This window comes from Nocardioides sp. NPDC101246 (assembly GCF_044767415.1).
In the GTDB taxonomy this organism is placed as follows: Bacteria; Actinomycetota; Actinomycetes; order Propionibacteriales; family Nocardioidaceae; genus Nocardioides.
In genome coordinates this window covers 222481-243270 of sequence record NZ_JBIWNX010000004.1, presented here as the reverse complement: position 1 = coordinate 243270, position 20790 = coordinate 222481, and the positions used below count along the sequence as shown (strand labels likewise).

General features: G+C 69.6%; 22 protein-coding genes and 1 tRNA gene. 3 read left to right on the top strand and 20 right to left on the bottom strand.

Translation table 11 applies throughout. The features are described 5' to 3' along the window. The first annotated feature begins 406 nt into the window (after window positions 1-406). Together ACIRON_RS08970 and ACIRON_RS08965 are read left to right on the top strand one after the other, a co-directional pair. A complete protein-coding gene (locus tag ACIRON_RS08970; protein ID WP_378725815.1) occupies window positions 407-802 on the top strand; it encodes a hypothetical protein in 396 nt (131 codons plus the stop codon). A gap of 31 nt (window positions 803-833) precedes the next feature. After that, entirely contained in the window at window positions 834-1376 is a 543-nt protein-coding gene (locus tag ACIRON_RS08965; protein WP_402991765.1) for a flavin reductase family protein, read from the top strand. Window positions 1377-1378: 2 nt separating this feature from the next. Here the strand turns inward: ACIRON_RS08965 and ACIRON_RS08960 are convergent, their stop codons facing one another. The 16 genes from ACIRON_RS08960 to ACIRON_RS08885 all read right to left on the bottom strand — a co-directional run bounded on the left by ACIRON_RS08960 (window position 1379) and on the right by ACIRON_RS08885 (window position 17914). Continuing rightward, window positions 1379-2524: a hypothetical protein gene (locus ACIRON_RS08960; protein WP_402991764.1), complete on the bottom strand. Its 1146-nt coding sequence runs from the start codon at window positions 2522-2524 to the stop codon at window positions 1379-1381. 25 nt (window positions 2525-2549) lie between these two features. Then, the gene (locus ACIRON_RS08955; protein ID WP_402991761.1) at window positions 2550-3806 is read right to left on the bottom strand and encodes a hypothetical protein; all 1257 of its coding nucleotides are present in this window, start codon (window positions 3804-3806) and stop codon (window positions 2550-2552) included. Continuing rightward, window positions 3803-4171: a PEP-utilizing enzyme gene (locus ACIRON_RS08950; RefSeq protein WP_402991758.1), complete on the bottom strand. Its 369-nt coding sequence runs from the start codon at window positions 4169-4171 to the stop codon at window positions 3803-3805. Before ACIRON_RS08950 ends, ACIRON_RS08955 begins: the two co-directional genes overlap by 4 nt. Next, window positions 4168-5364: a hypothetical protein gene (locus ACIRON_RS08945; RefSeq protein WP_402991755.1), complete on the bottom strand. Its 1197-nt coding sequence runs from the start codon at window positions 5362-5364 to the stop codon at window positions 4168-4170. The genes ACIRON_RS08950 and ACIRON_RS08945 overlap by 4 nt, the downstream gene beginning before the upstream one ends. Beyond that, a complete protein-coding gene (locus tag ACIRON_RS08940; protein ID WP_402991752.1) occupies window positions 5361-5714 on the bottom strand; it encodes a PEP-utilizing enzyme in 354 nt (117 codons plus the stop codon). Before ACIRON_RS08940 ends, ACIRON_RS08945 begins: the two co-directional genes overlap by 4 nt. Window positions 5715-5925: 211 nt before the next feature. Beyond that, window positions 5926-6624, bottom strand: a complete 699-nt coding sequence (locus ACIRON_RS08935) for a tyrosine-protein phosphatase (RefSeq protein WP_402991749.1) — start codon at window positions 6622-6624, stop codon at window positions 5926-5928. After that, complete coding sequence (locus tag ACIRON_RS08930; RefSeq protein ID WP_402991747.1) at window positions 6621-7772, bottom strand: thiolase family protein; 1152 nt, start codon at window positions 7770-7772, stop codon at window positions 6621-6623. The genes ACIRON_RS08935 and ACIRON_RS08930 overlap by 4 nt, the downstream gene beginning before the upstream one ends. After that, window positions 7772-8206, bottom strand: a complete 435-nt coding sequence (locus ACIRON_RS08925) for a Zn-ribbon domain-containing OB-fold protein (RefSeq protein ID WP_402991744.1) — start codon at window positions 8204-8206, stop codon at window positions 7772-7774. The genes ACIRON_RS08930 and ACIRON_RS08925 overlap by 1 nt, the downstream gene beginning before the upstream one ends. Further along, window positions 8206-9705 (bottom strand): hypothetical protein, encoded by a 1500-nt coding sequence (locus ACIRON_RS08920; protein ID WP_402991741.1) that lies wholly within the window; start codon window positions 9703-9705, stop codon window positions 8206-8208. Before ACIRON_RS08920 ends, ACIRON_RS08925 begins: the two co-directional genes overlap by 1 nt. Beyond that, window positions 9702-11099, bottom strand: a complete 1398-nt coding sequence (locus ACIRON_RS08915) for an acetyl/propionyl/methylcrotonyl-CoA carboxylase subunit alpha (RefSeq protein WP_402991739.1) — start codon at window positions 11097-11099, stop codon at window positions 9702-9704. Before ACIRON_RS08915 ends, ACIRON_RS08920 begins: the two co-directional genes overlap by 4 nt. Continuing rightward, window positions 11092-11655, bottom strand: coding sequence for an acetyl-CoA carboxylase biotin carboxyl carrier protein (locus ACIRON_RS08910; protein ID WP_402991736.1), 564 nt, complete (start codon window positions 11653-11655; stop codon window positions 11092-11094). The genes ACIRON_RS08915 and ACIRON_RS08910 overlap by 8 nt, the downstream gene beginning before the upstream one ends. Further along, a complete protein-coding gene (locus ACIRON_RS08905; RefSeq protein ID WP_402992186.1) occupies window positions 11652-13421 on the bottom strand; it encodes a pyruvate, phosphate dikinase in 1770 nt (589 codons plus the stop codon). The genes ACIRON_RS08910 and ACIRON_RS08905 overlap by 4 nt, the downstream gene beginning before the upstream one ends. Before the next feature lie 14 nt (window positions 13422-13435). Next, window positions 13436-14047 (bottom strand): hypothetical protein, encoded by a 612-nt coding sequence (locus ACIRON_RS08900; protein WP_402991734.1) that lies wholly within the window; start codon window positions 14045-14047, stop codon window positions 13436-13438. Further along, on the bottom strand, window positions 14040-15530 hold the full coding sequence (locus ACIRON_RS08895; protein WP_402991731.1) for an AMP-binding protein: 1491 nt from the start codon (window positions 15528-15530) through the stop codon (window positions 14040-14042). Before ACIRON_RS08895 ends, ACIRON_RS08900 begins: the two co-directional genes overlap by 8 nt. 114 nt (window positions 15531-15644) lie before the next feature. Continuing rightward, on the bottom strand, window positions 15645-17195 hold the full coding sequence (locus tag ACIRON_RS08890) for a hypothetical protein (protein WP_402991728.1): 1551 nt from the start codon (window positions 17193-17195) through the stop codon (window positions 15645-15647). After that, window positions 17195-17914 carry a PEP-utilizing enzyme gene (locus ACIRON_RS08885; protein ID WP_402991726.1) on the bottom strand — a complete coding sequence of 240 codons (720 nt, stop codon included), beginning with the start codon at window positions 17912-17914 and terminating at the stop codon, window positions 17195-17197. The genes ACIRON_RS08890 and ACIRON_RS08885 overlap by 1 nt, the downstream gene beginning before the upstream one ends. 125 nt (window positions 17915-18039) lie before the next feature. Between ACIRON_RS08885 and ACIRON_RS08880 the strand changes: the two genes are divergently transcribed. Beyond that, the gene (locus ACIRON_RS08880) at window positions 18040-18909 is read left to right on the top strand and encodes a response regulator transcription factor (RefSeq protein ID WP_402991723.1); all 870 of its coding nucleotides are present in this window, start codon (window positions 18040-18042) and stop codon (window positions 18907-18909) included. 82 nt (window positions 18910-18991) lie between these two features. Here the strand turns inward: ACIRON_RS08880 and ACIRON_RS08875 are convergent. From ACIRON_RS08875 to nadD, 4 genes are all read right to left on the bottom strand, one after another. Further along, window positions 18992-19064, bottom strand: a tRNA-Ala gene (locus ACIRON_RS08875). 63 nt (window positions 19065-19127) lie between these two features. Beyond that, window positions 19128-19748 carry a histidine phosphatase family protein gene (locus ACIRON_RS08870; protein WP_402991720.1) on the bottom strand — a complete coding sequence of 207 codons (621 nt, stop codon included), beginning with the start codon at window positions 19746-19748 and terminating at the stop codon, window positions 19128-19130. Between the two features lie 8 nt (window positions 19749-19756). Further along, window positions 19757-20131: a ribosome silencing factor gene (rsfS, locus tag ACIRON_RS08865; protein WP_402991717.1), complete on the bottom strand. Its 375-nt coding sequence runs from the start codon at window positions 20129-20131 to the stop codon at window positions 19757-19759. Beyond that, the gene (gene nadD, locus ACIRON_RS08860; protein ID WP_402991714.1) at window positions 20128-20790 is read right to left on the bottom strand and encodes a nicotinate-nucleotide adenylyltransferase; all 663 of its coding nucleotides are present in this window, start codon (window positions 20788-20790) and stop codon (window positions 20128-20130) included. The genes rsfS and nadD overlap by 4 nt, the downstream gene beginning before the upstream one ends.

The window sequence follows — 20790 nt, the reverse complement described above, 5'->3', positions numbered from 1 at the left end:
AGACGTGGTGATGTCCATCACTTTTGCCGACAGATCGTGGCATGTCAACCGTCGCCCGCCACCCCGATATCGATTCCGATCGACCTCCCCAGACTCTCGCGGAACAGCGCCCTGCGAAGGGGGGTCAAGTTGTAGACCGATGGATCGCGACCGCTCCGGGGACGACGCGATTGACCCGCACAGCAGCGATGTCCGCGACCTCGACGGCTCGCGTGGCGGACCACGTGGTCATCCGGTGCCGCTCGCAGCCGAGACGCGAGAGAGTAATGCACGTCACATCAGAAGATATTCGCCGAACCGCATGCAGGGCTGTCCGATATCGACCGGGTCCAGCTCTATATCGACGTGCTTTCTCGCGAATTCACCGCTGGCTTTTTATCTCTTCCGAATTCACTAGGAGATCATGATGACCGGATCCAACATCGACGCCCTCAAGAACGCATTCTCCGCTGCCGACGCCGGAGATGCGGGTCCTCTCGTCGCGCTCTACGACGACGGTCTCTCCTGGGCCGGCTTCACCCTCGAGGGCACCCAGACCGTCTACACCAAGGCGTCCTTCCTCGAGGCGTTCGGCGTGCTGGCGAAGCTCGACGAGTCGTCCAACGAGGTCCTCGACGCGTTCGAGACGCCGGAGGGCATCGTGACCGCGACCCTGCGGCTCTACCGTCGCCTGGGCGAGAAGACCCTGGACGTCCAGGGTGTCTTCACGCACCGGTTCGTGGACGGCAAGGTGACCCACGGCTCCGACACGGTGCCGGCCGAGTTCGAGGCGTTCTGGGCCGAGACCGGCCTGGCCGGCTGACCCGTCCACGGCGCAGACCCAGGAGTTTCCGATGACGATCACACCCGCACGCGAGCACACCTCCGCGGCCCTGGGTCGCGCCGTACGGCCGCGCCACACCATGACGCCGTCCTCGTCCTTCCGAGACGTCATGGCCAACATGGCCGCGCCCGTCTCGGTGATCACCGCAGCCGAGGACGGTGTGGGCAGCGGTGCCACCGTCAGCGCGCTGATGTCCTTGTCGATGGACCCCGAGATGATCGTCGTCGCGCTCGACCGCGGTTCGACGACCCTGGCGGCGATCCAGCGGACCGGCCGGTTCGGGGTCAACATCCTGGCGGCCCACCAGAAGGATCTCGCGATGCGCTTCGCGTCCAAGGCTCGGAACAAGTTCGCTGACCTGGCATGGTCGCTCGAGTCCGGCGTGCCGCGCCTAGTCGGTGTGTCCGGATGGGTGCGCTGCACCGTCGAACGCATCCAGCCCGGCGGCGACCACGTGCTCGTCTGCGGGCGGGTCGAAGCGGCGTTCCACGATGCCGAACGTGCGGCCCTGACCTACCAGGGCCGCACGTTCGGCACGCATCGCCAGGCCTGACCTCAGAGGAACGACGTCTCGCGGGTCAACCCGTAGCGCGGGTGCTCACCGATCACCATCGACTCCAGGATCCCGTAGCCCTCGGCGTCGCCTTCGCGGACCTTGATCACACAGTCGCGCAGCTGGTGCACCTCGCGCGCGGTCTTCGGGTCCGACACGTCCGCGAACCGTTCACCGTCCTCGTGGTGGTCGCCGAGGTACGTCCCGTGACGGGTGCCCTTGAACCCGAAGTAGAGGCCGGTGCCGAGGTGGAAACCCGTGTCGCCGGCCGGCTCGATCTCCAGGGTCCTGGTCCGGCCCCAGCCGGCGTCGAAGGTGAGCGTCCCGCCCAGGAGGCGGCGGTTGTCGGGGTCGAACCGGAGATCGTCCTTCAGCCCGTTCAGCGGGGTCTGGGTGCCGTCGGGGTTGTTGACGAACCCGGAGAAGTAGGTGACCTCCGTCCCCTCCATCTGGATGTAGTAGTGCACCTCGTAGTGCGAGCCGTCGGGACGTACGAGATACATCGGGCTCCACAACAGCAGGAAGTCGCCCTCGAGACGCTGCACCTTGTTGACGTCGGGGGCCGGGTCGCCGACGTCCATCCGGACGCCCCAGGAGTGGTCGCGGTAGGCGTACCACTCGTCGGGGGTGATCTCGATGGTCTCCCCATCGATGGTCAGGGTCCCCTCGGCGGTGCAGAGCTGGTGGTAGCGCAGCACGTCGGACTGGACCCGGAAGGCAGCCGCCTCTCTCTGGGCGTCCTTGGCCTCGAGGAACGGGGGCAGGACGGCGGTGAGCACGACGTCGTACGAGATCGGCTGGATGTCGTTCTCCGCCAGCGTCCAGCGCACCTTCTTCAGCGGCTCGATGACCTCGTAGTCCAGCGGGCCGGCGCCGATCCGCTCCGGGTCGTTGCCGAGCACCCGCGAGGCTCGTACGGTGATCTGCTCGACACCTCGCGAGACGCCGGCGAACATGTCCATCACGTTGCGGTTGTGGTACTTGCCGATCCCCTGGTCGATCTGCAGGGAGCCGTCCTTCTTGAAGATCGGGCCCCACAGCTTCTCGGTCCAGGAGATGTCCGACTCGCCGACGGTGGCGAAGGTCTGAGGCAGCTGGTGGCACAGGAGCTCGTCGTTGGGGACGATCATCTGCTGGGACTGTCGCATGAGTGGTCCTCCTCGTTTCGTGGGATCAGCGGACGGGCCGGAACGAGCCCGGGTTCGGCGTCGCGACGATCGGGGTGCCGAACGCGGCCGCGGCCTTGTCGTCGTTGTCCAGCGGGTCCGGGTAGAGCGCGCGGGTCGCGGGAGAGATCTCCCAGTCGATGTCGTCGAGCACGCCGGCGGCAGCCGCGAACGGCTTGAGGCCCCACGAGTACATCGTCGTAGCGGCCAGCACCCGCTCCTCGCGAGACATCGCCGCGAACCGCTCGTAGAGCACCATGTGGCTGCGGGCGATCGCCGAGGTGACGCCTGCCCACTCCTCCGGCGCCAGGACCTTCCGGCCACCGTCGGCAGCGTGCCCGATCACCGTGGCGTGGCTCAGCAGCGACATCAGCTGGTCGGGCTCGGTGAAGGTGGTGCCCCAGTCGTTGATCTCGAACTCGGTGAACACGCTCGGGTCATAGCGCAGCACGAGGGTCAGGGCGGAGTACGGAGCCTCGATGCCGTCCATCCACGGGTAGCCGAAGACACCGTTCTGGTCCAGGCACAGGTAGTCGCGGACGATGGCGACGGTCCCGTCCCCGGCGTCGTAGGGACCGGAGTCGTAGATGCCGACCCGGGAGTCGGTGAAGGAGAGGAAGGAGAAGCCGGACACGGTGGCGTTGAGCTGCTTGAGCGCCTTGCGCGAGTCGTCGGCCAGCGGCTGCGTCGCGGTGAGCAGCCAGGCGACCTCGTCCTCGGGCAGGTAGCGGTCGGTGAACCCGGCGTCCTTGTTGTCCATGGTGCCGTCGCCGCGCTGGGCCAGGGTCAGCCGCCGCCAGAAGTCGACGACGTCGCGTACCTCGTCCGCGCGGTCCCCGGGGGTGGTCCCGCCCAGCTCCGAGAGCGCCTCGCGGCCGCACAGGTAGTGGTAGCCGGCCATCCAGGTCCACAGCGGGCTCGCCTGGCCGCAGCGCTGGGAGAGACCGCGGGCGATCTCCTCCGGCGCCTTCGCCTCGCGGATCGTACGGACCCGGCTGCCGTAGGTGTGGTAGTCCTCGATGGTCGAGAGGCACATGTACGGCAGCATCGGGAACAGCTCGGAGGTGAAGGCCGAGCGCCGGGTCATCTCCGGCTTGAAGGCCCGGCCCATGTGGCCGATCAGGTCGTCGAGCCGGTCCTCGGTCAGCGGCTCGGCGATCAGCGCGTCGAGACCGTCGGGAGTGACCTCGACGTCGAACTTCTTCACACCGATGTCGTCGCCGACCCTGCGTACGTAGTCCCACCAGTCGTCATGGATGCTCACAGCGTTGCTCCTTCGGGAAGCTTCTCGATGATGGCTGTGCCGTCGTCGACCACGACCAGGGAGATCGTGGTGCCGTCGGACAGGTCCTGCTCGACGCTCGCGCCGACCAGGCAGGGCACGTCGAACTCACGGCTGACGATCGCCAGGTGCGAGCGGAGGGTGCCGTCGAGGGCCACGATCCCGCCGAGCCGACCGAGGATCGGCGAGAGGAACGTGGTGCCTCCGGAGGCGACCAGCGCGATGGTGCCGGACAGGTCGTCGTCGAAGGACGCGATCACGTCGCTCGGTGCGGTGAAGCGTCGGACCACGCCCTCGGTCCGCTCGAAGCGGAAGCTCGGGGTGCCGGTGCCGATCTGCTCGCTCATGCCTGACCTCCCAGCGGCCGGAAGCAGCCGTCGCGGTCCTGCGGGACGAACACCCCGCCGATCAGACCGAGGGCGACGTCGGAGTCCTTGAACCGGTCGTAGGACTCGACGACGCTCGGGCTCACCGACCAGTCGATCTCGTCGTAGCAGCCGGCCATCCGGGCCCAGCTCTTCAGCTTCCAGGCGTACATCTGGGTCGCGTAGAGGTTGCGCTCCTCGGCCTCGGTCTCGGCGAGCCGCTGGTAGAGCCGGCGGTGTGCCTTGCGGATCGTGGAGGTGACGTCGTCGATCTCGTCGGCACCGAGCGGCCGCAGCCCCTCGTCGTCGTTGACGAAGACCCGGGCCTCGATCAGGTCACCGAGGTAGTCGGAGGGCTGGAACCACGCGGTTCCCCAGACGTTGTTCTCCATCTTCACCGTGTCCGGGAGGCGGAAGGCGAGCACGAACTGGTGGTGGGCCAGGTCCTCACGGATCCCGTCGAGCCAGGGGAACTCGCCGTACTTGTCCAGGCAGAGCTCCCGCAGGGCCAGGAAGGTGCCGTCACCGAGGTGGTAGGGACCGGTGTCGCACACGGCGGTGCGGGCGTCGCAGTTCTCCAGGAAGGCGTACGCGGTGAGCCGGGCGCCGAGCTTGCGCAGACTCGTGCGCATCGCGTCGTCAGCGGGCAGCAGCTGGTCCCGGATGGCGCCCAGCTGGGCGTCGTCGACGACACGGCAGCTGTCGGCGGGGTCGGCGTCCATGTTGAACAGCACGCCGTCGCGGCGGGTGGCGATGGTCGCCTCGCGCCAGAACCTGAGGACGGTCAGCTGGTCCTCGAGGCCGTCCTCGAGGGAGGTCTCGCCGAGGTCGACGTAGAGCTCGCGGCCGGTCAGGTAGTGCAGGGGCATGGCGGCGAGATTGATGAACGACTTCTTGGTGCCGATCGTCGGCTGGGACCGGACGAGGTCCGTCGCCGTGGTGTGCGCGAGGATCGTACGGATCCGGTCGGGCACCCGGAGGTAGTCCTCCATCATCGACATGACGATGTAGGTGTTCATCCCGAACAGCTCGGACTCGAAGACGGTCCGGGCGGAGAGCTCGCTCTTGTAGGCCGCACCGCCCTTGTGGACCAGCAGGTTCCACTCCTCGAGGGTCGGCTCGTAGCCGGGGTCGGTGTAGAGGGCGTGGGTGTCCGTGGACGCTGCGGTGGTCATGCGGGCACCCCCGCCCCGGCGAGGATCTTGGCCGTGGCCGGATCGGTGAGGTCGAGGGTGACTTCGTCACCGTCGCCGACCTCCCCGGTGAGGTCGGCGGTCACGACACAGGGCACCGCGGCCTCCCGGCAGAGGATCGCCAGATGCGACTCGGGGCTCCCCGCGGTGCACACGATGGCCTTGAGGTCGGGCAGGATCGGCGAGAGGAAGGTCATGCCTCCCTTGTTGACGAACGCGACAATGTCCTCGAGCTCGTCGTCGTCGACCGAGAGGACGTCGCTGGTGTCGATGAACCAGCGGGCGGTGCCGGTGATCTGCCCGGCGGTGAAGAGGTTCGTTCCCGTTCCCAAGAGTGTTGACGGCATCAAGATTTCTCCGTTCGGCGAGGGGTTCACAGACACTGGGTCGAGCGCCTGGATGGCTCGACAGTAGGGACGGAGTGATCTCCGTCACGATCCACGTTGGTGGACAATCCACACCCCGATGTGGGCGGTCGTCTTGACACAGGAACGCCGACGACCCCGACCGCAGAGCTGCGGTCGGGGCGTCGGTCCGAGACGGTCAGCTCCTGTCGGCGTCCGCCTCGAGCACCTCGGAGCGGAACGCTTCGATCCAGGCCTCCGGGACGCCGGTGGAGGCCACCCAGGCGCGGGCGCCGCCGCGCTCCTGCAGCCAGTCGAGCACGACGGTCGCCGACTCCTCCCGAGGCAGGAACACCTCGAGCCGACGCTCACCGAACAGGTCTCGGTAGTAGGCGTGGGTGCCGAGACGCTCGAGCACCGACCCGATGCCGTCGCCGGTCGCCCGGAAGTCGGCCAGGATGTCGTCCCGGCTCACCCCGGCGAGCGAGAGCAGCACGATCGCGAGCAGGCCGGTGCGGTCCTTCCCGGCCGCGCAGAAGAAGTACGCCGGTAGCCGGCCGGGCTCCAGCACCGTGCGCAGCGTCTCGGCGAGCTGCTGCTCCCCCGCCGCCAGGTAGGAGTCGGAGTGGGCGACGGCGAAGGGCACGGTCCCCGAGCCGAGGGAGTGCCGGTGCCGGTCCACTCCCCAGCGCGACCAGTCGACGTCCTCGAGCTCGATCTCGACCGGACGCCGCAGGTCGACGGCGGTCCGCAGACCGGCCGGTGGCTCACCTCCATCGACCAGCCAGTGCGGAAACTCCCCGCGGAACAGCACACCGCTGCGTACGCGTCGGCCGCCGGAGGTACGCAGCCCGCCCAGGTCACGGAAGTTCGCTCCCGCCCCGGCCCCGGCTGTCATCGGTTGGCCTCCAGGACGGAGACGACGCAGTTGTTCCCGTCCATCCCGGCGGCTCCTCCGCCCATGGTCTCCACGACGCCCAGCCGGTGGCGTCGCACCTGTCGGGCGCCGGCCTCACCGCGCAGCTGCCACACGATCTCGGCCAGCTGGGCGGTGCCGGTGGCCCCGAGCGGGTGCCCGCGGGAGAGCAGGCCTCCGCTCGGATTGACCGGCTGGGCGCCGTCGCGCGCGGTGTGTCCGGAGGGCGCGAGCTCGGCGCCCTTGCCCAGCGGCGCCAGGCCCAGGGCCTCCAGCGCGATCACCTCGCCGATGGTGAAGGCGTCGTGCACCTCCAGCACATCGATGTCCGAGATGCCCACCCCCGCCTCGGCGAAGGCGGCCTCGGCGGCGCGTACGACCGGGTCGAAGCCCCACACGTGCTCGGAGCGCTGGTCCCACAGCTGCCCGGAGACGTACGCCGAGGAGCGCACGAGTACGTCCCTGGTGCCCGAGCCGCGATGACGCCCGACCACCGCGGCGCCGGCACCGTCCGTCGTGGGACAGCACTGCAGCAGGGTGAGCGGCTCGACGATCATCCGCGACTCCAGCACCTCCTGCAGGCTCGGCGGCTGTTCGCGCAGGTGGGCGCGGGGATTGTCGGTGCCGTTGGCCTTGTTCTTCACGGCGATCGCGGCGAGCTGCTCGGGCGTGACGCCGTGCTCTGCCGCGTACCTCTGGGCCTGGAGCGCGTAGAGCCCCGGGAGCGGGAGACCGGCGGCCCCCTCCGGGTCGGTCGCCTCCGGCACGATGGCACCGGAGAAGAGCGTGGACATCTGCTCGATCCCGAGGACCAGCACGGTCTCGTACTGTCCGGAGCCGACCGCCTCGACCGCCCGATGGTACGCAGCGGTGCCGCTCGCACAGGCCGCCTCGACGGTCCACAACGGGATCCCGGGCAGCCCCAGTCCGCGCTGGACGCGGGTGGCGATCCCCGGTGGGCCGAAGACCGAGCCGACGATCATCGCGTCGATGTCCTCGACGGCCACGCCGGCGTCCTTCACCGCCTCGGCGACCGCCTCCCAGGCCAGCGACTCGACCCGCCTGTTCCGGAACCAGCCATAGTCGGAGGTGCCGACACCTTGGACGGCGACGTCGTGGATCCGCTCCATCACACCGGCTCCTTCGCGATCTCGGTGGAGGCGATCAGGTCGCCGTCCTCGGTGCCGAGGATCCCCACGCGCGCGCCGGGCGGCAGCACGACCGGCTCGAGGAGCCTGGCCAGCACCCGCGGACCGTCGTCGAGGTCGACGTACGCCAGCGTGTAGGGCGGCTCGCGGTGCAGCACCCGGAGCTGGACGCGTGCCGACGACCAGACCACTCCATCGGGCCCGAACCCCTCCTCGACCATCTCGCCACGCTGGCAGGCCGGGCACCACGGCAGGCCGGTCTGGGCGCTGGGGTAGCCACACTCGGTACAGCGCGAGCCGACCACCCGCCCGTCGACGAGCGGGGGCCTGCTGTCGGCGACCCGCTGGCCGCCGGCCGCGGACCCGGCGCGCCGCTTGATCGGCCGCCCCTCACCCAGCGGCGTCTCGGCGCCCATCAGTGGTCCCCGTTCAGCGTGAGCGAGAAGCCCGGTCCGGAGATGTGGGCGTAGGCACCGGTGGCCGAGGTGACCATCTTGCGGATGTAGCGCATCTCCCGGGTGGTGGCGGGGAACTCCCGGTTCCTCGGCGGCGTCGCCCGCATGGCGTCGACGTCGGCCCCGGGCACCAGCAGCCGCAGGATCAGCTCGTCGTCGCTGATCGACTTCCCGAACCGTTCGCGCAGCTCGTCGAGCGAGGGCTGCGGGGGCACCCACTCGTGGTAGGTCTTGGCCTTCGGCGAGTCCAGGATCCGGTCGAGCACGTCCTGGTCCAGCGGTGCCACCGGGTCGCCGTAGAGCCCGTTGACGTACATCAGGACCTCGTCGGGCACGACCCCGTAGCGGTCGCCGGTGACGACGTTGAGCACCGCCTGGGTGCCGACCAACTGCGAGAAGGGCGTCGCCATCACCGGGTAGCCGAGCTCCATCCGGATCCGGGACATCTCGTCGAGGACCTCCTCGAACCGCTCCGACATCCCGCGCTCGGCGAGCTGTGCCTTGAAGGTGCCGGTCATGCCGCCGGGGAGCTGGTGGCGGTAGAGGAACAGGTTGAACTCGGTCGGCTTCCCGACCGGGAGGTCCTCGTACTCGGCGACCCGGAGCAGGTGCTCCTCGACCGGCGCGAACTGGCTCTCGTCGAGCTCCACGTCGAAGCCCGCGTAGCGCAGGTTGGCGTAGGTGACCTCGGTCGAGGGCAGCGAGACACCGGCGGCCAGCGGCCGGCTGGCGGTGTGGACGACGTCGGCGCCCGCGAGCACCGCCTCGAGGTAGTTGACCGGCGCCATCGCGTTGTTGCTGTGGAAGTGCGCCTCCAGGGGCAGGTCGCCGATCGCGCGCTTGATCGCGGACATCAAGGTGCGGGTGCGGTCCGGCGTCAGCAGCCCGGCGGCGTCCTCGACCTCGATCCCGTCGGCGCCCAGCGCCGCCAGCTGGGCGGCCTTCTCGGCGTAGTACTCGTCGGTGTGGAACGGGCTCTCGGCGAAGAGGATGCACGGGATCGCGGCCGCGCCCTCGCTCTGGATGGTCTTGACGAGTCGTCCGGTCTTGTCGAGGTTGAAGAGCCCGTCATAGATCCAGAAGCTGCCGATCCCGTGGGCGACCAGCCGGCGTGCCCACAGGTCCATGACCGAGTCGGCGGTGAGGCCGAAGGTGACGATCCCGTTGCTGCGCGTCCCGGCCCGAACGGTCGTACGCGGCATCGCCCTCGAGAGCGAGGTGAGCTGTTCCCAGGGGTCCTCCTTGCAGTGCCGGGCGAGCACCTCGAAGATCGAGCTGCCGACGAGGTCGATGGTGTGGAAGCCGGTGCGGTCCAGGGTCTCCGCGATCGGCAGGCCCATGTCCTTGCGCATCCGCATCCCCCACCAGCTCTGGGGTCCGTCGCGCAGCGTCTGGTCGATGATGTGCACCGTGCGGCGGTTGCCGTCGGCGTCGAGGGGTGCCACGTCGAGGAACGTCATGACGCCTCCTTCCGGTCGGGGGTTACGGATGCGCGGTATCCGGCCAGGCCGGTCCGGTCGATCCAGGTCGTGGTGATGGCGCCGTGAGCGAAGTCGTCGGTGCCGAGGACGTACGCGATGAAGTCGGAGGTCGTGCTCAGCCCGTCGGCCACGAGCCCGCCGAGCGCCTCGCGGAGCCGGTCGGCGGCCTGCTCCCGGGTGTCGCCGTGGGCGATCACCTTGGCCAGGAGCGAGTCGTAGTAGGGGCCCACGACGAGCCCGGGCTCGGCGTAGGTGTCCACCCGAACCCCGGCACCGCCGGGGCTGAGCCAGTCGGACAGCGTGCCGGTGCGGGGCAGGAAGCCGTCCAGGACCGACTCCGTGGTGATCCGGGCCTCGATGGCGTGCCCGGAGAAGGTGATCTGCTCCTGGGTGAACGGCAGCGGCTCGCCGCGGGCACTGCGGATCTGGGCCTGCACCAGGTCGATGCCGCTGACCATCTCGCTGACCGGGTGCTCCACCTGGATCCGGGCGTTGAACTCGAGGAACGCGAAGTCCTCGCGCTCGGTGTCGTAGACGAACTCCACCGTGCCGGCGCTGTCCAGGCCGATCATCTCGGCGTAGCTCCGTCCGGCCTCGCGGATCTGCCGCCGGATGCCCTCGTCCAGGCCGGGGGCGGGAGCCTCCTCGAGCACCTTCTGATGACGGCGCTGGAGGGAGCAGTCGCGCTCGCCGACATGGACGACGTTGCCGTGCCTGTCGCCGAGCACCTGCACCTCGATGTGGCGGGCACGAGGGACGTAGCGCTCGACGTACACGCGGCCATCACCGAACGCCGAGGCGGCCTCGGCGGATGCGGAGGTGAAGCGCGCGGCGAGCTCGCGCTCGTCCTCGGCCACGACCATGCCGCGGCCGCCACCTCCGGCGGCCGCCTTGATCAGGACCGGGAAGCCGATCCGATGCGCGGCCGCGACCGCTTCGTCGACGTCGTCGAGGACGGGTGATGCGGCCAGGACCGGGATGCCGGCCCGCTCGGCGGCCTCCCGGGCGCGTACCTTGTCGCCGGCCTCGGCGACCACCTCGGCCCGTGGGCCGACGAAGGTCAGACCCTCGGCCTCGCACTCTCGGGCGAACTCCGGGTTCTCCGACAGGAAGCCGTAGCCGGGATGAACCGCGTCGCAGCCGGTGCCGACCGCCGCCTGCAGCACGCTCGGGGTGTGCAGGTAGGACTGCCCGGCGGGGGCCGGGCCGATGCACACGGTGCGGTCGGCCAGCCGGGCGGCCATCGAGCCCCGGTCGAACTCGGAGACGGCCAGGACGGTCTCGAGCCCGAGTGCGCGGCAGGCCCGGATCACCCGGACCGCGATCTCGCCCCGGTTCGCGACCAGCACCCGGGTGACGGAGTGGTCAGCCATCGTCGCTCTCGATCACGAAGAGGACCTGTCCGAACTCGACCAGGTCGGCGTTGACGGCACACACCTCGACGACCCGGCCGGCGACCGACGAGGACACGTCGCTCATCAGCTTCATGACCTCGACGATCGCGAGCTGCTGGCCCGCCTCGACCGCGTCACCGATCTGGACGAACGGTGGCTCGCCGGGGCTCGGCGAGACCCAGAACGTGCCGACCACAGGCGCGGAGATCTCCGTACGTGTCCCCGTTCCGGCCACCGGGGCCGGTGCCGGCGGAGCAGGTGCCGGGGTGCTGGGTGCCGGGGCGGCCGGCATGGGAGCAGCCGGAGCAGGGGTGGCCGGCGCAGGGGTGGCGGGTACGACCGGCGCGGCAGCTGGCGCTGGGGCCGGCGCGGCAGCCGGCCCCGGCGCAGTCTGACGCCCGAGCGCCAGATGGACTCCACGGAGGTCGAGCTCGAGTCCGTCCCAGTCGGACTCGTTGAAGAGCCGGACGAGCTCGTCGAGCTCGGCCATCGTGACGTCGACTGGCACATCGGTGCCCGGCGTGGTCTCACTCATGAGGTCTCCTTCAGGTTCAGTGCGGTCAGCAGGACCGGAAGCGCGGGATCCGCGACGAGCGTGTGGACGCCGGCCGCGAGCGCGGCACGCAGGCCCTCGGGCGTACCGAAGCAGGGACCGTGCACGGACGCCGTCCCCTCCGGGATCGGCGGGACGGTCTCGGGGTCGAGCTCCGGATCCGCGGTCACGTCGAGGAGCGGCTCAGGCGCCTCCCCGGTGGTGGGGACGACCGTGATCGGGGACCGCTCGGCGGCCCAGGCCAGGATCCGGACGAGGTCCGGGTCGTCGTTCTCGTCGACGGCGACGGTGGGCAGCTCGCCGGCGTAGACGACGCCGGCCGAGGCGTCGACGGTGACGACCTTGCCGACCAGCTTCTCGAGCGCGCCGTCGCAGCCCACCACGCACGGCGTGTCCAACGCCCGGCTGACCACCGCGGCGTGGGAGGTCGATCCACCGAGCTCGGTGACGACCGCGGCCGCGGCGATCATGCCGTGTACGTCCTCAGGGCTCGTCGTACGCCGGACCAGGATCGAACCGGGCACCTGCTCGGCCTCCTCCGGGGTCGCCACGGCCAGCCCGGTGGCCACACCGGGGCTCGCCGAGGAGCCGGAGGCGAGGGCGGTCGCCCCGTCGGTCGCGCCGGACGCGACCACCGGCCTCAGCACGGCACGGAGCTGGTCCGGCGTGACCCGGGCGAGGGCCTCGCCGATGTCGATGACCCCCTCGTCGACCAGCTCCAGCGCGATGCGTACGGCGGCACGGGCGGTGCGCTTGGCGGGCCGCGACTGGAGCAGGTAGAGCGTGCCGCACTCGACGGTGAACTCGATGTCCTGGGCGTCGCGGCCCTCGCGATCGAGCAGGTCGGCGGCCTCGATCAGCTCGGCGTGGATCGTCGGGGAACGCTCGGCGAGCATGTCCAGCGGGAGCGGGCTCACCTTCCCCGAGACCACGTCCTCGCCCTGGCCGCACGGGAGGTACTCGCCGTACACCTCGGGCGACCCGGACAACGGGTTGCGGCTGAAGAGCACCCCGGTCCCGGACCGGTCGTCGGCGTTGCCGAAGACCATCGCCTGCACGGTCACGGCGGTGCCGAGGTCGTGCGGGATGCCGTGGTGCTCGCGGTAGGCCATCGCCCGGCGGGTGCGGCTGGAGGCGAAGACCGCGCCGACCGCCGCCTCGAGCTGGGCCCACGGGTCCGTCGGCACCGTGCCCGTGGTCTCCTCGCTGATCGCGGCGCGCACCGCGGCGGTGTCGGGGAGGTCTCCGAGCTCCTCGAAGCAGCCGAGCACCAGCTGGCCGTAGAACGCGTGGAAGCGGCGGTTGACCTCGGCGGCGAACTCCGGCATGCGGGTCTCGACGGCCAGGGCCCGCTCGATGTCGTCGTTGATGCCGAGGTTGAGGATCGTGTCCATCATCCCGGGCATGCTGACCGCGGCCCCCGACCTCACCGAGACCAGCAGGGGCCGTTCGGTCCCACCGAAGGTGCGGCCCAGCTCGGCCTCGAGGGCCCGGATCCCGGTACGCAGCTCGTCGACGAGACCGTCCGGGAGCGACTTGTCCTGGTCGAAGTAGGCGGTGCAGGCCCGGGTGGTCACCACGAACGACGGTGGCACCCGAAGGCCGAGCTGGTTCATCCGCCACAGGCTCCAGGCCTTGCCGCCGATGAGCTCTCGGCCGGGGTCCTCGTCCGCGTGGGCCGGGAAGACGACCCATTCCAACGGCTCGGCGGTGTCGCTCCCGGACGTCCCGGGGCGCGTACGCATCATCTCGGTCACGGTCCTCACTCCTCGGGGCGCTCGCGGCCGGTGATGCGCAGGATGTGCTCGTGGAGCTGGAACCACACCGTGTGGAAGGAGTCCACGCGTACGCCGCTGACGTAGTCGGTCTCCCCCGAGGCGGCCCGGGTCAGCGCCTCACCGGCCCGGTCGAAGAACCGGGCGATCTCAGGGCGCAGCTCCACCAGCGGCGCGAGCACCGACTCGGTGCGCTCGAGCACCTTGCCGAGCCGGTCGATGACCTTGGCGTCGTACGCGGCGTCGGCATGGTCGTTGGGCTGGCGCTCGCCGTCCACCTCGATGGTCTGCCAGTCGGTGGTCAGCCTGAGCACCTGTCGGTTCACGCCGGCTTCGAAGTCGTCCATCGCGGCGGTGACCGCGGCCGACCCGCGCTCGGTGGCGAACCAGTCCGGGTAGGCGTCATCCAGCAACGTACGACCGGACGGGGTGATCATGAAGGACCCCCGGGCTCCCATGGCCGTCTTCTCCTCGGTCGCGCGCTCGAGCGCCGCGGTGACCTCGGCAGGGTCCTGCTCCAGGATGGCGACGAGGCCGTCCGGATCGGCCAGCTGCTTGAGCGTGAGGGTGTGCAGGGTGGTCAGGTAGGCGTCAGACATGGGTCGTCTCCTTCTCGTCGTCGGACATCTGGTCACGGACCTCGCGGCGCAGGGACTTGCCGACCGGGCTGGTCGGCAGCGCGTCCCAGAACTCGATGCGCCGGGGTCGTTTGAACCCGGCGAGCCGGGCGTCGCAGTGCTCGGTCAGCTCCTCGGCGCCGACCGGCGAGCGGAGCACCACCGCAGCGCTGACCTGCTCCCCCCACTTGGCGTCGGGGATGCCGACCACGGCTGCCGCGAGCACAGCCGGGTGACCGAGCAGCACGTCCTCCACCTCACGGGGGTAGACGTTGTAGCCGCCGCTGATGATCACGTCGTGACGGCGGTCCATCAGGCTCAGGTAGCCGTTCTCGTCGAAGGCACCGAGGTCGCCGGTGTGCAGCCAGCCGTCCGGCTCGATGGTCTCGGCCGTGGCCTCCGGGCGCTGCCAGTACTCCTTCATCGTGTGCGGCCCCCGGGTCATCACCTCGCCGACCTCGCCCGGCGGGAGCGAGTTGCCATCGGTGTCACGCACATCGACCTCGACGAAGGTGTAGGGCTTGCCCGCGGAGCCGAGGTGGTCCAGGTGCTCCCACGGCTGCAAGCAGGTGATCGCCAGCGGAGCCTCCGCCTGGCCGTAGAGCTGCGCGAGGACCGGACCCAGGACGTCCACCGCCCGGGTGATGACCGAGGTCGCCATCGGGGCACCGCCCCAGCACAGCCGCTGCAGTCGCAGGTCGGTCGTGGCGGTCTCGGGGTGCTCCAGGAGCATCGAGATCATCGTCGGCACCATGAACGTCGTGGTCGCACCGTGATCCACCGCCGCGGCCAGGAACGCCTCGGGCGTGAACTTGTCCAGCACCACGTTGGGCGCGCCCTTGACGAGGTGCGGCAGGAAGAAGGCACCGCTGCCGTGCGTGATCGGGGCCGCGTGCAGCATCACCGACCCCGGCGTCGTGTCGGGGATCAGGTCGACCAGGAAGTTGGCCACCTCGGCCATCTCGGTCGTCGTGGTGAGCACCACGGCCTTCGGCTTGCCGGTGGTCCCGCCGGTGTAGGCGAGTCGCAGCGGCGCATCGACGTCACGGCGTACGTCACAGGGCTTGTCGCCGCCGGCCGGCGCACTCGCCATCAGCTCGGTGATCTCGTCCAGGTCGACCATCACCTCGACCTGCGTGGGCGGGCCGCCGGCGTGGACGAGCCCGCGGGAGCCGGAGTCCTCGATCTTGTAGGTGTGCTCGCTCGCGGTCTCGCGGGAGTTGAGCGGCACCCGGACCAGGCCGGCCTTGGCGAGGGCGTAGTAGACGACGACGCCGTCGATGCTGTTGGGCAGCAGCACGCTGACCCGGTCGCCGGGTTGCAGGCCGCGCGCCAGCAGGCCGTGGCCGACGCGGTCGGTGAGCCGGTCGAACTCGGCGAAACTGACGGTCCGGTCGCCGTGGATCAGGCACGGCGCGGCGTCGAACTGGCGGCCGGCGCGTCTGATCAGGTCACCGATCTGCATGGTCACTCCTGGTCTGGGTTCGGGTGGAAGTCGGGTATTTCGGGTGTGCTGACCGCCTCGCCGGGACACCCGGGGGAGGGTGCGGTGCCCCGGCGAGGGGTTCGAGGTGGGCGCTCAGCCGAGGTCGGCGCGGAGCAGTCCTGACCCGCGGCCCTCGAGGTTGCGCGACCCACGCTGGGTCAGCCGGTAGAGCTCGTCGGCGAGCGGGGTTCCGTGGCTGCGCTTGACCCACTCCTCGTCCAGGTGGCGGTAGGGCGCGGCCTGGAGGGACGGGGTGAACCCGCGCACCTTGGCGTTGTACTCCTCGAGGGTGATCCGTCCGGCGCTGGTGGTCCACAGCCCGTTCTTCTCGGGCAGCGAGCTGTGGCCCGAGAAGGCCGATCGGTCACCGACCGTGTCGGCGTACCTCGCCCGGTCATCGAGGATGTCGTAGGGGATGCCGGTGATCATGTTCTGGTTCAGCCCCGAGTAGCGCGCCATCTGGTACTCGCTGCCCTTCTGGTGCGGCAGGCTGAGCATCCCGACCATCTCGCCGAGGAAGTTCGCGGCGTACTCGTCGTTCATCAGGGGCTTGAACCGCTGCGCTCGGTCGTCGAGCTCCAGCCAGTCCGACTGCCGGTAGACACCGGCCATGTGGGCGAAGTCCTTGGCCACCGAGGAGTAGACGAGCGCCCCGGCGTCGATCATCTGCTCGCGCGACCAGGTGGCGATCCGCTTCCACAGGTCGGCGGTGGCCTCCGCGAGGATCTCTCGGTAGGACTCCATCGTGTCGGCGAGGGTGTCGGCGTTCTCCATGCCGACCTGCTGATAGCCGTCGGTGAGAGCGTCGGAGGTGTACATGCCGACCGCGACGATGTTGTTGGCGGAGTAGCTCGGCTCGGCCTCGAAGGAGGCCCAGTCGTCCATCAGGTGGAAGTTGGTGTCCTTGAAGACGATCGGGATCGAGATGTTGTTGACCGGCAGCGTGGTCGCGATGCCGTCCAGCCACGGGTAGTCGCCCTCGGTGAGGTCGAAGAAGTCCCGCATGATCATCTGCCGCGAGCCGCCGAAGTTGTACGGGCCGGAGTTGTTGATGCCGACCCGGCACTCGCAGTGGGCGAGGAAGGCGTACTGGGAGAGCTGGGCGAGCAGCTTGACCGTGGCCTCGTGCAGGCGGTCTCCCGGGTTGACGCCGTGCAGGTCGGCCTCCATCACCTGCAGCGTACGTTCGGGCAGCAGCTGGCTGCGGTCGCCGAACTCCTTGTTGGTGAGGTGGCCGTCGTTGCGGTGGTAGGCGAGGTTGAACCGGCGGCTGAAGTCGAGCACGTCGACGACGTCGTCGGCGGCGTCCTGGGGCGCGAGCAGCCCCCAGTTCATCAGCATCTCGCGGCCCAGCAGGTAGAAGGTCGGCACGCCCCAGGCCGCGTTGACGGTGTCGACCTTGAAGCTGGCCTCGCGGGCCCGGTCACCGAGCTCCTCGGCGGGCATCACCGCGTCGATCTCGCGCAGCAGCGTCGGCGTACGGTAGAAGCTGTTGAGGTAGCTCAACAGCATGTAGGGGTTCATCGGGAAGAGCTTCGACTGCTGCACGGTGCGGGTGATGCACAGCCAGTACGTCGTGTCGCTGAGGTTGCGCAGGAAGTTGTTGGCGCCCAGCAGGTCGGGGTAGCTGATGTCGCGGCTCATCACAGGTCTCCTTCGAGCTTCCAGATGCGGGCGTGGCCGGTGTTCCCGGTCTCGTAGGCGTCTGCGGCAGGCGGGGCCGCCGTCACCTCGATCTCGACCCGGTCGCCGTTGGCGAGGTCGCCGATCTTGCAGTTCATCAGGGTCGGCACGTCGTACTCGCGGGCGAGGATGCCGAGGTGGGAACGGACGGTGCCCCCCAGGCAGATGATCCCGGCGAAGCCCTCCATGATCGGCGCCGTCAGCGTGCCGCCGGAGTCGTCGATCACCGCGATGGTGTTCTCGGGCACCCCGTGCTCGAGGAGGTCCATGACGTGCTCGGTGGTGGAGATCAGCGCGACGGTCCCGCTCATCGGCACCTCCTTGCGCAGGACGTTGTCACCGTGGCCGACCACCCGACGCCCGTCGACCACCTCCTCGTGGAACTCCTCGTCGTGCGGAAGGCCCTCGGGCTGCTTGTACTTCTCCGGCTCGGCCGCGAGGGAGGCCGTCGCGGAGAACTCGAAGAGATACCCGGTCTCGAGCAGCGACTTCTCGACGGCGACCGCGTCGTCGGCGGTGAAGAGATCGAAGGTTCCGGTCGTGACCAGCTCGCGCCAGGGCCGGTCACTCTCCGCGACACGGTCGGCGACGACCTTGCGGATCGCGGCGTTGAAGTGTTGGGGAACCGGGGTGAGTTCCTGGCTGCCCCACTTGGGATCCTTGATGGTCAGATCGGACATGCGCACCTCCTGGGTGTGGGCCGAGAAGACCTCGAGACGGCGAATATCCACTTTGGGGGACTGTCTCGTCGGTCCACGTTCTCCGGCGTTGTTTCGTGTCCAGAACGCTAGGTAGCCTGTGTCACATGTCACAATCCACCGTGGGGGACACTCAGAGCGCCGGCTATCGGGCCGCTCCCCCACCCGCGAGCGTGCAGGCGGCGCGGCGGGCCGCGAGCAGGATTCCCCAGGTCGACTACAAGCGCGTCTTCAACGTCATGGAACGCGTCGATCGGGCGCGCTCGCTGTCAGAGTTCAAGACCCAGGTCGTCGAGGCGCTCGGCAGCGTCATGGGCTTCGAGGACGTCTCGTTCTTCGCCGGGCCGACGTTCCGTGCGGTCTTCAGCGACCCGCACCCCATGGTGGCCGGGAAGACGGCCGTGATGCTCCCTCCCTACCAGGAGGGATGGTTCCGGCACGACATGTTCGGCACCCCGGCCGCGGTGCGGATGTTCCAGGTCAGCGGAGCCGCCTCCCTCTCCGAGCTGCAGAACTCCCCCGCCGTGAAGACCGTCTCCAGCGGCTACATCCGCCACTTCCTCCACTCGGACTGGAGCATGGAGTCGGCGGCGGCCGTACGCATCGATCTCTTCGGCCTGCACACCGGGCTGATCGGGATCTTCGCCCCCGACCACCACGCCCTGGGACCGGCCGAGATGGTCACCCTGCGGGCCTTGAGCCGACAGCTGTCAGCCGTCGCCCGAGGCATCCCGTTCGTGCCGCTGCGGCACGACTGCTCACAGCTCACCCCACGCCAGCGAGACGTCGCACATCTGCTCGCCGAGGGGTTCAACAACGCCACCATCGCCGAGACCCTCTCGCTGGCGGAGGAGAGCGTGAAGAAGTACGTGAGCAGGGTCCTGGCGACCACCGGGTGCGCGACCCGGATGGAGCTCGCCCTGATGATCCGATCGGGACCTTGCCCCTTCGGTCCCACGCAGGTCTGGCACGCCTGAGAAGCGCGCCACCAACGAGATCAGGGCCGTGTTCCTGGCCTTCTGAGAAGGTCTGGAACACGGCCCTGATCTGGTGTTTCGGTGGAGGTGAGGGGACTCGAACCCCTGACCCTCTGCATGCCATGCAGATGCGCTACCAGCTGCGCCACACCCCCGTTGGCGTTGTCCCGGTGATCAACCCGGGCAACGAGAAGAACAGTAGCGGAATGCTTCCGCGATCACGAAATCGGGGCACCCATTCCGTACGTCGCGAGCCGCCAGGGCGCCGAGGCGATGAGTCCGTGGGCGGACTCCTTGGCAGTGAGCTCGATCCAGGCGCAGTTCGTCAGCGGCGCGAGGGTGGTGACGACGGACGGATCCCAGCCGAGGAAGGCCGCCAGGCCCTGCCGGATCGCGCCGCCGTGAGCGACGACCACGACGGTCTCGCCGGGCGCGACGGTCTCCGCGACGTCGTGGAGCGCGCCGCTGAAACGGGCCGCGACCGTGGGCCAGGACTCCCCGCCGTGGGGCTCCCAGCTGGCCGGCATCTCACCGAAGCGCTCGACGATCTCGGCGCGGTTCATGCCCTCGGCCTCGCCCGCGCAGACCTCCCGCAGCCTCGGGTCGTACGCCGCCTCGAGGCCGGTCTCCTCCGCGACGTACCCAGCGGTCTGCCGGGCCCGCATCAGGTCCGAGGAGACGAGACGGGTGACGGAGAAGGAGGTCCCGATCGCACGAGCGGCGGCCTTGGCCTGCTGGTGGCCGGTCTCGGCCAGCTCGATGTCGGTCTGGCCCTGGTAGCGGCCGTCGGCGTTCCAGGGCGTGACACCATGGCGGAGGAGGACGATGCGACGGGTCACGGGCGCGATCAGCCCTCGGAGACGATGTCGGCGGGCAGCGAGATCGAGGGGCAGTCGCGCCAGAGCCGCTCGAGGGCGTAGAACTGGCGCTCCTCCTCGTGCTGGACGTGCACGACGATCTCGCCGTAGTCGAGCAGCACCCAGCGTCCCTCCTTGTGGCCCTCGCGGCGAAGCGGCTTGGAGCCGAGGTCGCGCAGCTTCAGCTCGACCTCGTCGACGATCGACTGCACCTGCCGCTCGTTGGGAGCGGATGCCAGCACGAAGGTGTCGGTGATGGCCAGCTGGTCGCTGACGTCGAAGGCCAGGATGTGTCCGGCTTTCTTGTCCGAGGCCGCCCGGGCGGCGGTGATGGTGAGCTCGATGGCGTGCTCGGTCGCGGTCATACGCGGTCCTTGTCTGAGGGATTCTTGCGGTAGAGGTCGTGCTTGCCGATGTACTGCACCACGCCGTCGGGGACGAGATACCAGACCGGCTCGCCACGGTGACGCCGCTCGCGGCAGTCGGAGGAGGAGATCGCCAGGGCCGGGATCTCGAGCATGGTGATGCGGTCGGAGGGGATCTTCGCGATCACCTCGGGATCCATGGTGTAGCCCGGGCGCGTGCACCCCACGAACTGGGCGAGCTCGAAGAGCTCGTCGGTGTCGCGCCAGGTGAAGATCTCGGCCAGCGCGTCGGCACCGGTGATGAAGTAGAGCTCGGCGTCGGGCAGCGCCTTGGCGAGGTCCCGCAGCGTGTCGCGCGTATAGGTGCGGCCGGCCCGGTCGATGTCGACCCGGCTCACGGTGAAGCGCGGGTTGGCGGCGGTCGCGATGACCGTCATCAGGTAGCGGTGCTCGGCCGGCGAGACGTCACGGTCGGCCTTCTGCCACGGGTCGCCGGTGGGCACGAAGACGACCTCGTCGAGGTCGAAGAAGGACTGCACCTCGGAGGCCGCGACCAGGTGGCCGTGGTGGATGGGATCGAAGGTGCCACCCATCACCCCGACGCGGCGCTTGCCGGTCAGACCCTCCAGACCCGGCTCGGGCACTCCCCCGCTGCCCAT